The following is a 15,901-nucleotide window of genomic DNA, read 5'->3' as shown; positions in this document are numbered from 1 at the left end:
GGCTCACGAGAACGCTTCAGCTCGGGACGACCACGCGGATCTGCTGAGCCGAATGGTCGGAGAGGGACTCGCCGCCGTGGAGGTGGTAGCTGGTGACCGTCAGGCTCTTGGTCGTGAACAGCCAGTCGAAACGCCACAGTTCGGGCAGGATGCGCCATGACCGGGGCAGTGAGCAGGAGCCGTCGCAGGCGGGCCAGGAGCGGGCGGGGAACAGGGAGCCACTCGGGTTGTGCGACTGGATACCGGATCCGAGTGGGTAGTCGTTCATCCAGGCCGTGTTGAAGTCGCCGGCCACAACGGCAGGGTGGGGGTTGCTGCCCAGGTCCGCGCGCAGGTTGCGGTATTCCCTGCGCCACCAGTCCCCTTGGTCCTTGTTGGCCTGGGTGAAACGGTTCCATCCGTAGCGGATGTCGCAGGGCCGGAAGCGAATCGGCAGGTGCACGTTGTAGAAGGAGACCGTGCGCCGGCCCACTCGGATATCGGTGCGCTGAGCCTTCGACCCCTTCCAGTACCAGTCGTCACCCGTGGTGGGAACGTGCTGATGGGGTGCCGCGACGACGGGCAACCGGGACAGGGTGACCAACTCGCCCTGCACGAGCAGCCGGTAGCCGGGAAACTCCGCGTGCAGCCGGGCCGAGTCGTCGATGCGGACCGGGCTCGTGCATCTCTTCTGTTCGTCCCTGCTCCAGTAGTTCCAGTTGAGGTATTCGTGGAGGAGGTACACGTCGGCGTCCTGGCGGCGCAGGAAGGCGTAGAAGGCTTCCTTATTGCCGGACGTCATCTGCCAGTAGTCCGTGGACCAGGCGAAGACCTTGACCTTCGTGCCCCGGGCGCCGCCCGCGGTGGTGTCCGGCCATCCGAAGCCGGCCACGTGCGCCCCGGCCAGCAACAGGAGCACCAGGACCGCGGAGAGCCAGCGGCGCACCGGCGCCGCGAACGGTACGAGTGCGAGCAGCAGCAGAGGCACCGCCACCATGGTCAGCGGCGGGATGACCTCGACGATGTGCCATGGCCACCAGCGGCCGATGAGCAGGACGTGCAGGGTGAGGAAGACCGTCCAGAGCGCCGTGCCCGCGACGAGCAGTCGCGTTCCCCGGCACCAGCGGCGGGCGGCCGGTGCCTCTTCTGGCGCGTCCGGTGCCTCTTCTGGCGTGTCCGGTGCCTGGTCCGCCGTGTCCGGTGCCTGGTCCGGTGAGTCCCGGCCGGTGTCCTCCTCGGCCGGGGGCGCGGACGGGTCGCCGCCCGGTGTGTCCGTGGCGGCCATCAGAAGAACACCTTCGCGAGTCCCAGCACGCCCTGCCTCCATGGGTCCCGGCTGGTCCGTCCGCCGGCCTTGCCCGCCGGGACGCCTGCCGCTGCCGCACGCTGTGTGCGCCACCAGTCGTACGTACGGAGAATGGCCTCCTGGTTGGACGACCGGGGGTGGAAGCCGAGCTTGTCCCGGGCCTTGTCGACGCTGACGTAGGAATCGGCGAGCAGCTTGGAGATCAGCCGCCCGTACACCGGCGACAGCCGGTAGTGCTCCAGCGTGCGGAGCAGTCCGACCGCGGGGCGGGCCGGGACCGACACGACCCGTTTGCCGTGTCCGGCCGCGTCCAGCACCGACTGGAAGTCCTCTCGCAGGGTGCCGAACGAGGCCGCGCCGATGTTGTACGTGTCGTTGGCCACCGCTTCCGGTGCCCGCAGGACCGTGGTCAGGGCGTCCACCAGGTCCTCGATGGCGAGCATCTGGATCCGCACGTCACCGCGGCCCAGAACCGGGAAGTGGCGCCCTTCGTCCGCCCATTCGAAGAGCATGGCGAACAGACCCATGCGGCCGGGGCCCAGGAAGGTCTTCGGCCGGACGACGGGCAGACAGTGGCCGCGTTCGCGGTAGGCCTCGGCTGTCCGCTCGGCGGCCGCCTTGGCGCCGCTGTAGGCGTCGACCGGCTCCCGGGGGTGGTCCTCGGGGGTGGGCACCAGCCGGGGGAGCCCGTACACGGCCGTGGAGGACACGTGGACGATCCTGGCCACCCGCGCCCGCGCGGCGGCCTCCAGCACCGTGGTGGTGCCGTCGACGATCACCGACCGGATCTCCGACGCGGGGTAGCTGGGCAGGGCGGAGGCGCAGTGCACGACGGCGTCGGTGCCCGCGAAGGCCTCGGCGACCGTCCGGGGGTCGCGGATGTCCCCGGTGAAGGGCGTCAGGCCCTGCGCCGGTGCCACCGGACGCAGGTCCAGGGCATGGACCTGGCAGCCTTCGGAGAGCAGTCGTGTCACCAGATGGGAACCCAGGACGCCGGCGGCGCCGGTCACCGCTATCCGGGAGGGCAGGGCGTCCGTCACCACAGCGTGCTCACCCGCTCCCGGACGAACCGCGTCAGCAGCCGGGTCATGCCCTCGGCGAGGGTGGCGTCCAGCGCTTCGAGGAAGCGCTCGGCATCGGCGGGCTCGGCCACCAGCGGGGGGCTGACGACCAGGGGGCTGCGGCCGTTGAGCGTGTAGTACGTGTAGATGCCGTGGTCGCGGTAGAGCGCGTTGACCACCGCGGACGTGATGATCTTCGTGCGCAGCAGGGGATCCTTGGCCACTTTGGGGACCGGCAGCTTGCCGAGCACGTCGAGCACCCGTGGACCACCGGAGAGGAAGACGCCGAAGAGCGCGCCGGCCCCGCGCACGTCGGCGACCAGGTCCGGGTAGGCCTTGCGGAGGCGTTGCAGGCCGGGTGCCAGCACGCGTTCCAGGGCGCGCGCCCGGCCGGGGAAGTCGTCCTCGACGGCGACGGCGACCGCCTCGATCGCGGTGGCCGTCTCCTCGCCGAAGCCGTAGTAGGTGGTGCTGGTGCTCTGCAGCATGGCGTCGGTCATGTTGTCGTAGGCCCTGCGGAACACCGGCTCCCTGGCCACGAAGGCGGAGATGGAGGACTTGCCGCCGCCGAAGGACTTCGAGGTGGTCACGACGTCCGGCACCAGATCCGGGTACCGCGTGAAGTAGAACATCGTGCCCGTCTTGCCCCAGCCCGTGTAGATCTCGTCGAAGATCAGCACGATGTCCTCGGCCGTGCAGAGGTCGCGCAGGCCCCGCAGGAACTCCTCGGAGCACCACTGCATCGTCGAGGCGCTGAAGGGCTCCACGATGATGGCGTAGACGTCGCTGCGCCCGTTGCCCCTGCGGAGGTCGGCGACCGCGGTACGGACCGATTCCAGATCGTCGTAACGGAACGTGCCGATACCGGGGATGGTCGGGAAGGCGAAGTGGTTCTGGGCGCCGCCGGTGAGCCCGCCCGAACCGAGCAGTTTGCCATGGAAACTGATATCGGCGCGCAGTATGCGGCCGCGTCGTCCGCCGTGGTACTTGAAAGCCAGTTTGACGGCTCCCTCCACGGCCTCGGCGCCGGAGTTCGGCAGGAAGGACATGTTCAGATCTCCGGGCAGGATCTGCGCCAGATTGTGTCCCAGGGCCGCGAGATAGGGCGAGAAATAGGTCTTGTGGACCTCCATGCGCTGTTCCTGCTGGAAACGCCGGCGGGCGGCCAGGATGCGGGGATGGTTGTGCCCGTGGTTGAGAACCCCGACGCCGCCGGTCAGGTCGAGGATTCGCCTGCCGTCACGGGTGTACAGAAAGGCACCTTCGGCGCGGTCCACCAGATCGTGGCCGAAGCCGAAGGAGGTCATGAGCCGGACCTGGCTCTGGTTGACGTATCGGCGGTACAGGTCCTGCACTTCGTGGACGGGCAGTTGTTCGGCCTCGGTCAGGGATATGAGTCGGTCCGTCCCTTTCCCCATTACCACCTCCGGGTTCGCAGTGACGCCGGAAACGCTAGGGGGTGGAGGGGCCGGCTGTCCTCGGGTGAGAGGTGGAACCGTTGGTGCATCCTGAGGTGGCAATGGGCGGCGGTCTGCAACCGCCACGGTAGGTGCGGCTACCACGGACGAATGAGTATTCGCCGCCTCAGGATCCCCGGCCGGGGGAGGCGGCCCGCGCCTTCGGTCCTGCTCGCGCGGCTTCTGATCGCCGCAGCGGCCACAATCGGCCACATCCCAGGGCCATCTTGATGGGACTACCGAAGAGCGTCACACTCTCCAGCGAATCTTGAGTGACATGCCAAAGATTTTGGATACCAGGGGGTCACCGGAAATGATCAGGGTGCTCGTGGTCGACGACAACTTACTCATCCGGGCCGGATTACTGTCCCTGCTGCACACCGCCACCGGTATCCGAGTCGTCGGGGAAGCCTCCTATGGCGAGGAAGCCGTGGCCTGTGCCGCCGGCAGTCACCCTGACGTGATCCTGATCGACATCCAGGTACCGGGCGCAGGCATATCGGTCATCGAACGCATTCTCGCCCAGTCCTGTGAGCCGCGTCCGAGTATCGTCGTTCTGACGACATTTGACCGCGACGAAAGCATTTCGGCCGCCCTGCGTGCCGGTGCCTCCGGCTTCCTCCTCAAAGACGACAGTCCCGAACGTCTGGTCGCCGCCGTCACCGCTGCCGCCCGGGGCGACCTGCCCTTTGCCCCGAGCATCGCCAGACGTCTCGTGGACGCGTACGTGAAACGGGCCGAGCCCGCGGCCCACGGTTCGTCCGGGCTCCATGTACTCACCACCCGGGAACGCGAAGTGCTCCGCCTCACCGCCAAGGGCCTGTCCAACAACGAGATCGCCGAGACCCTGGTCATCAGTGAGGCGACCGTCAAATCCCATCTGAATCGCACCATGACGAAACTCCGGGTGAGCAGCAGGGCCCAGGCCGTGGTGTTCGCCTACGAGACCGGTCTCGTCGTTCCTCGCGGCGGCAGGCTCCGTACGGCCACCGGTGTCCCGGTCGGGAGAGGCGGCGGCCCCGGATGAGCGTCACCGGGATACCGGCACGAGCTCTCGAATGACGAGACCCGACTTTCTCGGTCTGTCTCGGATTCCGTCATCTGCGCTTTCCGAGTGATGTGCCCCACAGCGGAACAAACGTGTGAACGCGCAACGGTCTGCGCGTCATACTGATTGTCATGACCCCGACGGCCACATCGGGCCCCTGCTGTTCGCCGCCGCGCGCAGGCCTCAAGCGCCCGGCGCTGGTGAGCGTGCCGAAGCGGTCAGACCAGCCCGAGTCGTTCGACACCGTCGCGTGGGAGCCGGCCGAAGTGCTGTACGTCGAATCACCACACCAATTGATCTTCGGCAGGCTTGGGCAGGGTCCTCGCGCTCGCTCGCGATCTTCTGCCGCAGCGTCATACCCGGGTGGTGTGGCAGGAAGGAGTCCGTCATGAGCCTTCGCGCGCTCGCCCGCATGTATGCCGACGGCGAGATGTCGACGACGGAGGTACTGGCCGAGCTCGACAGACGCGTGGACATTCCTTTGTCCGAGGGGCAGCGCGGCCTGTGGGCGCTTGCCAAAATGGAGCCGGAGACATACGCGTACAACGTTCCCCTGTGCTTTTCGTGTGCGGACGTGGATACCGCGGCGCTTCAGGCCGCATTCCGCGACACCCTTTCCCGGCATCCGCTTCTCTCGGCCGCGGTGCGCGAGACGGATGACGGACCGCTTCTGTCCCACGGAGACGCGGACGGTTTCTTCGTCGAATACGTGGACATCTCCGATGTGTCGTCCGATCGAGTTTTGGACTTTCTGAAGGAAAGCGCGAGGTGGCCGTTCGACCTGGCCGTTGATCCTTTGACCAGGCTGGCTGTTCTGCGTCGCTCCGCGTCCGAGGCGTACGTTCTGCTGGTCGTTCATCACCTCGTGATCGATGGAGTGTCGGGGCGTCTCGTCATCGACACGCTGTTCAGTGCGTACCGGGCGCGGGTCGAGGGGCGGGACGTGCCGATCGAGGTCGGCTCCGCCTCATTCGGTGAGTTCGTCGCGTGGGAGCGGGACGTACTCGCCGGCGAACGCGCCGAGGAGGACCGCGAGTTCTGGGTGCGGGAGCTCGCCGGCGCGGACGTCCTCACAGGGTTACCCACGCAGGTGGCTCTGCTGCCGGACGCGCCTCATGTGGGCGAGGTGTTCACCAGTCGGCTGCCGAAAGAGCGGGCCGCCGCCATCGAGGCCTTCACCGCGTCCCATGGGATCAGCCCGGGGATCTTCTTCCTGGCGGCCTTCCTGACTCTGCTGCACCGGTACACCGAGAGCGAGGACCTCGTCATCGGGATGCCGGTGGCCGGGCGCCCGACGGAACACTTCGACCAGATCGTCGGCTGCTTCGTCAACACGCTGCCCGTCCGGAGCAGGCCGAACGCCTCCGAGGAGTTCACGTCGTTCGCCCGGCGCGTACAGTCCACGGTGCTCGAAGTACTCGAGCACGGGACCTACCCGTTCCACCGGATCGTGGGCGATCTCGGTGCTCGGGGCGTGAATCCGCGGTCGCCTCTCTATCAGATCGTGTACAACTACCAGGATTCCGCTCTCTCCGGATTCCTGGGCGAGCGGGCCCGCGCCACCGGTGAGACGGACTTCGAGCTCGTCGACGGGCTGTACCAGCTGGGTGAGTACGACCTCACGGTGGACGTGGCTCCCGGTGACGGCTTCCTGGTGAACTGGAAATACCACCCCGACGCCTTCTCGGCCCACGCCGTCGTGGGCATGGCGGAACACTTCGCCACCCTGGTGGACAGCATCCTCGACTCGGACGGGCAGTCGCCGACAGGCATGCTGAACCTGCTCGACGACGAGGAACGACGCCTCGTCATCGAGGCATGGAACCGCACCGAGGCCGACTTTCCCGCGCATCGGACGTGCTGGGATCTCTTCGCGGAGCAGGCCGAGGCGAACCCGGATGCCCCCGCGGTCACCTGCGGGGAGCGGACTCTCACCTATCGCGAACTCGCGGACCGCAGCTCGGCGTTGGCGCAGGCGCTGACGCGTCGAGGCATCGGTCCCGGGGACGTCGTAGGGGTCTGCTACGAACGGTCACTCGACCTTGTCGTGGCCCTCCTCGCTGTCATGAGTCTCGGCGCGGTGTACCTGCCCCTGGACGACCGGCTGCCGGCCGAACGCCTCTCCTACATGGTCGAGGACAGCGGCGCGCAACTCGTCATCTGCCATGAGGCGGTGATGAGCAGACTGGCCGCCGTGGGGACGCCGAAGGCGAGACTGTACCCGACAGACCGCCAGGATGATCAGGTCCCCCAGGCACGGGCGGCGGCGAGGGAGACGACCGCCGACGCGCCGGACTCGCGAGCCTCGACACCTCCAGCCGCCTACATCATCTACACCTCCGGCAGCACGGGGAAGCCCAAGGGCGTCGTGGTTCCGCACGCGGCGCTGACCAACTTCATGTCGGCCATGGCGCACACACTGGGAGTGGCGTCCGACGATCGACTGCTGGCCGTCACCACGCACAGCTTCGACATCGCCGCCTTGGAGCTCTACCTCCCGCTGATCACCGGCGGGCACGTCTGCGTCTGTGAATCGGCCACGGCCGCCGATGCCACGTTGCTGGCCGAAAAGGTCGCCGACTGGCGGCCCACCCTCATGCAGGCCACTCCGGCGACCTGGGCCATGCTGGTGCGCGTCGGGTGGCAGAACACCGAGGGCGTCAAGGTGTTGTGCGGCGGCGAGGCGTTACCCGACGGTCTGAAGGACCAACTCGTGGCGCGCGGCGAGGCCTGGAACCTGTACGGGCCCACGGAGACGACCATCTGGTCAGCGGCCAAGCGGCTGAGCCGTGAGGAGCCGGTGACCATCGGCAACCCCATCGCGAACACCCGGCTGTACGTCCTCGACCAGAACCTGAATCCCCTGCCTGTCGGCGTAACCGGCGAGCTTCACATCGCAGGCGACGGGGTCGCCCTGGGCTACCACCGGAAGCCGGAGCTGACGGCCGAGCGCTTCCTGGACGACCCGTTCGCGCCCGGACGGCTGTACCGGACGGGCGACCGCGCGCGCCGACTGCCGAATGGCGAGATCGTCGTCCTGGGCCGGATGGACAACCAGGTCAAACTGCGCGGCCATCGCATCGAACTCGGTGAGATCGAGGCGGCGCTCGATGCCCGCCCGGAGATCGCCCGAAGCGTCGTCCTGCTTGAGCATGCCGGCCTGTCGGACCGGCTCACGGCCTATTACACCGGGAACGGGGACGCGCCGGTCGACGCCGCGCTGCTGCGCGCGGAACTCGCCAAGACCCTCCCCGCCTACATGCTGCCCGCCGCGTTCGTGGCCCTGGACGCCTTTCCGCTCACGGCGCACGGCAAGGTCGACCGGGCGAAGCTGACCGAGGCCGCCCGGACGGTGCCGCTCCCGGCCGCCGACAGCCCGGTGGCCGCGCCCGACATCGAGCGGACCGTGCGCGGGATTTTCGAAGAGGTGCTCGGCTCGCGTGACATCGATCGTGCCGCGGGCTTCTTCGACATCGGCGGAGACTCGTTCGCGGCCATCGAGGCGGCGGCGCGGATCAACCGCGAGTTCGGCTGCTCGTTGCGACCCACCAGCGTTTTCGCGCACCCGTCCGTCGCGGCGATGGCCCGGCACCTGACGGAGCTGCTGCCTGCTGGGCAGGCACCTGCGGCGCAGCCGGTCGAGCACCGGCAGCACCCTGATCCGCGCCATGCCACTCCGGCGGCCCACGACGCCTCGCTCGATGATTCGATCGCGGTGATCGGCATCTCCTGCCGGTTCCCCGGAGCCATGGACCACCGCGAATTCTGGTCCGCGCTGGTGGAAGGACGCGGCGGCGGCACGTCATGGTCGGTCGAGGAACTGCGCGCGCTCGGAGTGCCCAAGGAGCTGATCAACCGACCCGGATACGTGCCGCAGCGGTCGGTCGTGGACGGCAGGGCGGAGTTCGACGCGGCGTTCTTCGACATCTCGCCCCGCGACGCCGAGTTCATGGACCCACAGGCACGCTTGCTGTTGCAGCACGCGTGGCAGGCGTTGGAGGACGCCGGTTACCGCCCGGAGGACGTTCCCGAGACCAGCGTCATCACGTCCACGAGCACGAACTTCTACCAGGCCCTGCTCCCGGCTCTGATGGCGAACGCGTCGGGCCCGCGGGTCCTGGCGAGTTCTGAGACCTACGCCGCGTGGCTCTTCGCCCAAGGCGGCACGGTGCCCACGATGATTTCCACGAAGCTGGGCCTGCGTGGCCCCAGCATGGCGGTGAGTACCAACTGCTCCTCGGCGCTGAGCGCGGTGCACGTCGCCTGTCAGGGACTCCTGGCCGGCGATGCCGACCAGGCGATCGTCGGCGCGGCCAGCCTGTTCTCCGCGGGGGAACTCGGATACGTGCACCAGCCGGGCCTGAACTTCTCGAGCGACGGGCGCAGCCGCGCGTTCGCCGACGGCGCCGACGGCATGTCCGGCGGTGAAGGTGTCGGCGTGGTCGTCCTCAAGCGCGCCAGTGAGGCGATCGCTGCCGGCGATCACGTCTACTGCCTGATCCGCGGCATCGCGGTGAACAACGACGGCGGCGACAAAGCAGGGTTCTACGCGCCCGGTGTGCGCGGCCAGGCCGAGGTGATCCGCAAGGCGCTGGACAAGGCGGGCACGGACCCGTCGACCATCAGCTACGTCGAAGCGCACGGCACGGGCACGAGGCTCGGCGATCCCATCGAGGTCGCGGCTCTGACCGAGGCGTACCGCCACTACACGGCACGCAGCCAGTACTGCGGCATCGGCTCGGTCAAGAGCAACGTCGGCCATCTGGACGCGGCCGCGGGGATCGCCGGCCTCATCAAGGTGGCCCTGGCCTTGCGGCACGGAGAGGTCCCGCGGACCCTGCACTGCGACGTGCCGAGCTCGGAGATCGACTGGGACGAGTCGCCGTTCTTCGTGGCCGACCGGAATCTGCCGCTGGACGGCGACGAGCCCGCGCGGGCGGGACTGAGCTCCTTCGGGATCGGCGGCACCAACGCGCACGCGGTACTGGAACAGGCACCGACCGGTGCGCGGGCCGCCGGACGCCCCGGCCCCCAAGCGGTGGTCCTCTCGGCCCGCGACGGGGAGCGGCTCGGCGTCCTCGCGCGGCAGCTTCTGGAGTTCCTGCCGGGATACCGGGACGCGCGCGGCGATCTGGCGTCGCTCGCGTACACGCTGCAGGTCGGGCGGCGGGCGATGGCCGAACGAGTGGTCTTCCTCGCGAACGACGTCGACGGGCTGATCGCGACCCTTCAGGACTACGTCGAGCGCGGGGCGCGCGGAACGGTGTTCGAAGGTACGGCCCGACGGCCTGACGACAAGCTGCTCGGCCTCTTCGATCGCCCCGGGGAGCTGCGAGACCTGGCCGCCAGGTGGCTCGAACACGGGGAGTGGGACAAGATCGCGCCCCTGTGGGTCAACGGCGTCGACGTCGAGTGGCGCGCCTACCACGGCGCGAATCCGCCGGTGCGGGTGAGCCTGCCGGCGTATCCGTTCGCTGCCAGACGGTACTGGCCGACTGCCGAGGCGGTGTCGGTTCCCCGGGCCACTGACCCGCTCGACGCCAAATCGTTGCTCGTGGCCGCGGCCAGGCCACAGAGCGTCGAGACGTTCCTGTCCGGTCGCACGTCCGCCGCGGACGAGATGGACAGACTCTCGCGCCCGCTCGTGCTCGCACAGCTCGTGGCGGCGGGACTCTTCGACGCGCCCGTCCGTCGCGACCTGATCGGGCAGAGGATCACGCCGTCCCTCGCCCAGTGGCTCGACCACACGGTGACCGTGCTGCTGAGCCACGGAGAACTCGTGCGTGAGGGCGAGTTCGTGGCGCCCAGGAAGAGTGCGCCAGGCCTCGAACAGGCGTGGCGCACCTGGCGCGCGTGGAAGGACGCCCGTGCCGAAGATCCGGAGCTGGCGGCCAAGACCGGCCTGACCGAGCGCATGATCGAGGCCCTGCCCGCGATCCTGTCCGGGCGGACGAAGGCCACGGCGGTCATGTTCCCGGGCGGCTCGTTCGAGCTGGTCGAACCGGCGTACCGGGGGAACGCGACGGCCGATTACTTCAACGACGTGACGGCCGGCGCGGTGCGCGCGGAGGTGGACGCCCGCCGCGACGGGGTCCGGCTGCTGGAGATCGGAGCGGGCACCGGCAGCACCAGCGAGCGCGTTTTCGCCCGACTGACGGGCCGCGACCTCGCTGAGTACCGCTATACGGACGTTTCGAAGGCGTTCCTGATCGACGCGGAGCGGCGGTTCGCCGGCCACGTGCCGTCCTTGTCCTTCTCGACCTTCGACGTGGAGCGGGAGCCCGGCGCACAGGGACTCACCGAGGGCGACTACGACATCGTCATCGCCAACAACGTTCTGCACGCCACCAAGGACATCGTGCAGGCAGTGCGTCATGCCCGAGCACTGCTGCGGCCCGGCGGAGTCCTCGTACTCAACGAGCTCGCCCGGAACGACTGGTGGTCGCACCTGACCTTCGGGCTCCTCGAAGGGTGGTGGCGGTTCACGGACGGAAGGCGTATCCAGGGCGGACCGGCGCTGTCCTCGAACTCGTGGCGCGAAGTGTTGCGGGAGTGCGGGTTCGACACGGTCGAACCGCTGGCGGAGCCGGCCCGCGACCTGGGCCAGCAGGTACTGCTGGCGCGCGCCGGTTCGCCCGTCCCGCGCCGGGATCCGCGGCCTGTCGCGCCCGGTTCGCTCAAGGAGCACGTCCGCGCGACCGTCGAGCGGATCCTCGCCGAAACGCTGAAGCTGACCGCGGATGAGCTCGCGGCCGACAAGCCCTTCGCCGACTACGGACTGGACTCGCTCACCGGCGTCTCCCTGGTGCACCGGCTCAACGAGTCGCTGAGCACCGACCTCGATCCGAGCGTGCTGTTCGAGAACCCGTCGATCAGGCGGCTGACGAGTTTCATCGTCGAAGAGGAAGGCGCCGCCATCGTGGCCGCGGTATCCGAGCCGGCCGCGGTATCCGAGCCGGCCGCGGTATCCGAGCCGGCCGCGGTATCCGAGCCGGCCGCGTTACCCGAGTCGTCCGCGGTTTCCGGGCCGGCCGCGGTATCCGGGCCGCCGGGCGATGGCCGGGAGCCCGTCGCGATCGTCGGCATGAGCGGCCGGTTCCCGGGCGCCCGGGATGTCGACGAGTTCTGGGACCTGCTGGCCTCCGGCCGGGATGCCGTCTCGAAGGTGTCCCGCTGGGACCTCGCGTCGCTGGGCAGCGTTTGCCTGGACGGCGGTCTCCTGGACGGCGTCGAGGAGTTCGACCCGCTCTTCTTCGGGATCTCCGGTGCGGAGGCCGTCTACATGGAGCCGCAGCAGCGGCTGTTCCTCCAGGAAGCGTGGCGGGCGCTCGAGGACGCGGGCCACGCGGGCGAGTCGCTCGACCGCGACCGGTGCGGTATCTACGTGGGCTGCGCCGCGGGCGACTACCTGGACATGACGGGGCCGTCCGACTACCCGGGCCAGGCACTGTGGGGCAACATGAACTCGCTCGTGCCGTCCCGCATCGCGTACTACCTGGACCTGCACGGGCCGGCGATCGCGGTCGACACCGCATGCTCCAGCTCGCTGGTCTCCCTCTACCTGGCGTGTCAGGCGCTGTGGGCGGGCGAGGTCACCACCGCGATCGCGGGCGGGGTCTACGTCCAGAACTCGCCGCGGCTGTACCTGGCGGCGTCGCGGGCCGGGATGCTTTCCCCGACGGGCCGGTGCCGTTCGTTCGACCAGGCGGCCGACGGATTCGTGCCCGCCGAGGGAGTCGGTGCGCTGATCCTCAAACGGCTCTCGGACGCCGAGGCGGACGGCGACCACATTCACGGCGTGATCCGTGGAATCGGGATCAACCACAACGGCACCACGAACGGGATCGCCGCGCCGAACGGGACCTCGCAGGAACGGCTGATCCGGCAGATCTACCAGGACTTCGGAATCGACCCCGCGGGGATCGGGTTGGTCGAGGCACACGGCACCGGCACCAAGCTCGGCGATCCGGTGGAGTTCCGGGCGCTCGATCGCGCGTTCCGCGGCTTCACGGACGCCGAGCGGTTCTGCTCGCTCGGCTCGGCAAAGGCCTCCATCGGCCATGCGCAGGCCGCGGCCGGCGTGATCGGCGTCATCAAGGCACTGCTGGCGATGAGGCACGAGGTGATTCCCGGCCTGCCCCACCACACCGAGACGAACTCCAGTGTCACATTGGCCGGCAGCCCGTTCTTCGTGCACACGGAGCCGAGGCGGTGGGCCGTGCCCGAAGGCGGCAAGCGGCGCGCCGCGGTCACGTCGCTCGGCGCGAGCGGAACCAACGCCCACGCTGTCATCGAGCAGCCGTCGAAGCCGCCCGCGCCGCCGCGGAGCGGGCGGGACGGGGCCCGGTTGATCGCGCTGTCCGCGGCGACGGAGCACGCCCTGCGCGAACAGGTGGCCCGGCTCGCGCGCCACTGCCGCGAGCACCCGGACCTCGATGTCGGCGATGTGAGCCACACACTTCTGCTCGGCCGCAGGCACCTGCGGCATCGATGGGCGAGTGTGGTCCGGGACATCGCGGAACTGGAGAGCCAGTGCACCACCTGGCTCTCCGGGCAGGACATCCCGGCGCGGAGCGCGGACTCCGGGTTGTGGGCACTCGCCCGACAGTTCCTCGACGGTGAGGCACCGGATTTCGCCGGGTTGTTCCGCGACCGCCCGCACCGCCGCGTTCCGCTGCCCGGCTACCCCTTCGAGAGGGAACGCTATGCGCTGCCGATCCGCGCGGCGGCAGACGACGGGCCGCGGCGCGATGGGGGAGTCCTCACCGGCGACGAGTTCTACCTGCGTGAACACCAGGTGCGGGGAACCGGGATCGCCCCGGGGGCCATGTATCTGCAGTGGGTCGCGGCAGCGGCGAGGCGGACCGCGAGCGACACGGTTCGCTTGCACGACATCGTCTTCTTGCGACCCCTCTCGGTGCCGGGGATGCCGCGCGCACTGCGGGTGGCTCTTCGCGCGGACGGCGACGTCACCCGGTTCACGGTGTCCTCCACGGAGTCCGCCGGAGACGAGCCCGTGCTCCATTGCCAAGGCGAGGTGTCCGCCGCGGAGCCGACGGCTGCGCAGGCGCTCGATCTGCCCGCGCTGCTTCGGGATTTCCAGTCCGCGGCATTCGACCCCCGGCGGTTCTACGCCGAGTGGCGGGATCGCGGCATCGCCTACGGCCCCACGTTCCAGGGGGTCGTGGCGGTACACCGCGGCGACGACGCGGTGCTCGCCGAACTGCGGCTGCCCAGCACGGCGTCAGGAACCATGGACGGCCCCGTCCCGCACCCGGCGATGGTGGACTCGGCGATGCAGTGCATGCGATTGCTCGACGGCGACGATCGGGTCGGATTGGTGTTCACCATCAAGTCGGCCGAAGTCCTCGCCCCCGGCGCGACCACGATGTGGGCCCTGGTACGCCGTGCCGAGGACGCACGCGGCGCGGACCGGATCGACATCGACCTCGCGACCGACGACGGCACGGTATGCCTGCGTCTGCGAGGCATCGCAGGCCGTCGAGCCGAGCAGACACCGGATCCGGCGGACGGCGTGGCCACGCTGGTGCCGGTGTGGGATCCCCTTCGGCAGACGGAATCCGAGACGTGGCCGCGGAGTTCCGAATCAGTGGGCATCATCGCGTCCCCAGGGCGGGCGCGGGACGTTCTCCTCGCGCTCCTGCCAGGCGCGCACGTCATCGCGGACCCGTCGCGGAGTACGCACGACGACCTGGAGACGTCCGTCCGGTCGGTCCCGCAGCTCGACCATCTGATCTGGGTGGCGCCCAGCGCCGTGGACGACCGGTCTGGTGCGAGCGTCGTCGAGGGCCAGTCCAGCGGCTCGCTGCATGCCTTCCGCACGGTGAAAGCACTTCTGGCCGCAGGGTACGGCGATCGCTCATTGGGCCTGACCCTGATCACCGAGCGGGCGCACGCCGTCCATGAGGCCGAGGTCGTCGACCCGGCGCACGCCGGTGTCGCCGGCCTGGCGGGATCGACCGCGAAGGAGTACCCGCACTGGCGGGTGCGGGTGGCGGACGTCCAGGACTACGACGCGCCTTCTCTCGCCGCGGTGCTCGACCTGGCCGCGGACCCGGACGGCAACCCGCGTATCCACCGCGACGGCCGGTGGCACGAGCAGCGGCTGATGACCGTTCAGCCGGCCTCGCCGACGTCGTCCCGGCTGCGGCAGGGCGGCACCTACGTCATCATCGGCGGGGCGGGCGCCCTTGGCACGGTCATCAGCGAGTACCTGATCCGCCGGTACCACGCCCAGGTGGTGTGGCTCGGACGCAGGCCGCAGGACGCGCGAGTCGAAGCCGCCATCGCCCAGGCGACCGGCGCGGACGGGCCCGCGCCGCTGTACCTGCGGTCCGACGCCACCGATCTCGCGTCCCTGCGCGCGGCGAAGGACGAGATCGTACGACGGTTCGGCGCGGTGCACGGCGTCATCCACTCGGGCCTCGTGTTCTCGGGGGCGAGCCTGGCCCGGATGAGCGAGGCGCAGTTCGAGGACGTACTGCGCGGCAAGGTCGACGCGAGCGTCCGGTGCATGCAGGTGTTCGGCGGTGAACCGCTCGATTTCGCACTGTTCCTGTCCTCGATCAACTCCTACCTCAAAGCCATCAAGCAGGCGAACTACGCGGCCGCCTGCACGTTCCTCGATTCGTTCGCACTGACGGTGCGACGCCGCTACGGCGCTGTCGGCAAGGTGCTGAACCTGGGCTACTGCTTCAACAACGCACCCACCGAGGGAGAGCGGGGCGCGGTGGTCGCAGCGCAGGCGCCGCTCATCCAGCCGGACGAGCTGACGGCGGCGATCGAACGGCTGTGCGCGGGGCCGGTCGGCAGGCTGACGTTGATGAAGTTCAGCCCCGCGCTCAACAACCGGGGCATCGTTCTGGGCGACGACGAGGTCATCCTCCCCACGGCCGTGCCGCCGGACGCCGTGCCCCCCGACGTCCAGGAACCGGCGGCGGCGCCGGACGGCGAACTGGAGCGGCTACGCGCCCGCATCGCAGAGCTGACCGCGCTCGCGATCTGATCGCGGCCTTCGAAGGGAGTGATC

5 protein-coding genes are annotated in these 15,901 nt (G+C 69.3%); 2 read left to right on the top strand and 3 right to left on the bottom strand.

What is annotated here, in order from left to right; genetic code table 11:
* Nucleotides 1–16: 16 nt before the first annotated feature.
* From AB0927_RS02425 to AB0927_RS02415, 3 genes are read right to left on the bottom strand one after another with little or no spacing between them, the layout of a single operon-like run.
* Nucleotides 17–1,264 (bottom strand): endonuclease/exonuclease/phosphatase family protein, encoded by a 1,248-nt coding sequence (locus AB0927_RS02425; RefSeq protein ID WP_366665611.1) that lies wholly within the window; start codon nt 1,262–1,264, stop codon nt 17–19.
* Entirely contained in the window at nt 1,264–2,328 is a 1,065-nt protein-coding gene (locus tag AB0927_RS02420; RefSeq protein ID WP_366665610.1) for an NAD-dependent epimerase/dehydratase family protein, read from the bottom strand. Before AB0927_RS02420 ends, AB0927_RS02425 begins: the two co-directional genes overlap by 1 nt.
* Entirely contained in the window at nt 2,322–3,764 is a 1,443-nt protein-coding gene (locus AB0927_RS02415) for an aminotransferase class III-fold pyridoxal phosphate-dependent enzyme (protein ID WP_366665609.1), read from the bottom strand. Before AB0927_RS02415 ends, AB0927_RS02420 begins: the two co-directional genes overlap by 7 nt.
* Before the next feature lie 352 nt (nt 3,765–4,116).
* On the opposite strand from AB0927_RS02415, the gene AB0927_RS02410 reads away from it, so the two are divergent.
* The gene (locus AB0927_RS02410) at nt 4,117–4,830 is read left to right on the top strand and encodes a response regulator transcription factor (protein WP_366665772.1); all 714 of its coding nucleotides are present in this window, start codon (nt 4,117–4,119) and stop codon (nt 4,828–4,830) included.
* Between the two features lie 409 nt (nt 4,831–5,239).
* Nucleotides 5,240–15,877, top strand: coding sequence for an amino acid adenylation domain-containing protein (locus AB0927_RS02405; protein WP_366665608.1), 10,638 nt, complete (start codon nt 5,240–5,242; stop codon nt 15,875–15,877).
* The last annotated feature ends 24 nt before the right edge of the window (nt 15,878–15,901 follow it).

The organism is Streptomyces sp. NPDC048106, assembly GCF_040706415.1.
GTDB lineage: Bacteria > Actinomycetota > Actinomycetes > Streptomycetales > Streptomycetaceae > Streptomyces.
This window is presented reverse-complemented; position numbering and strand designations above follow the sequence as displayed.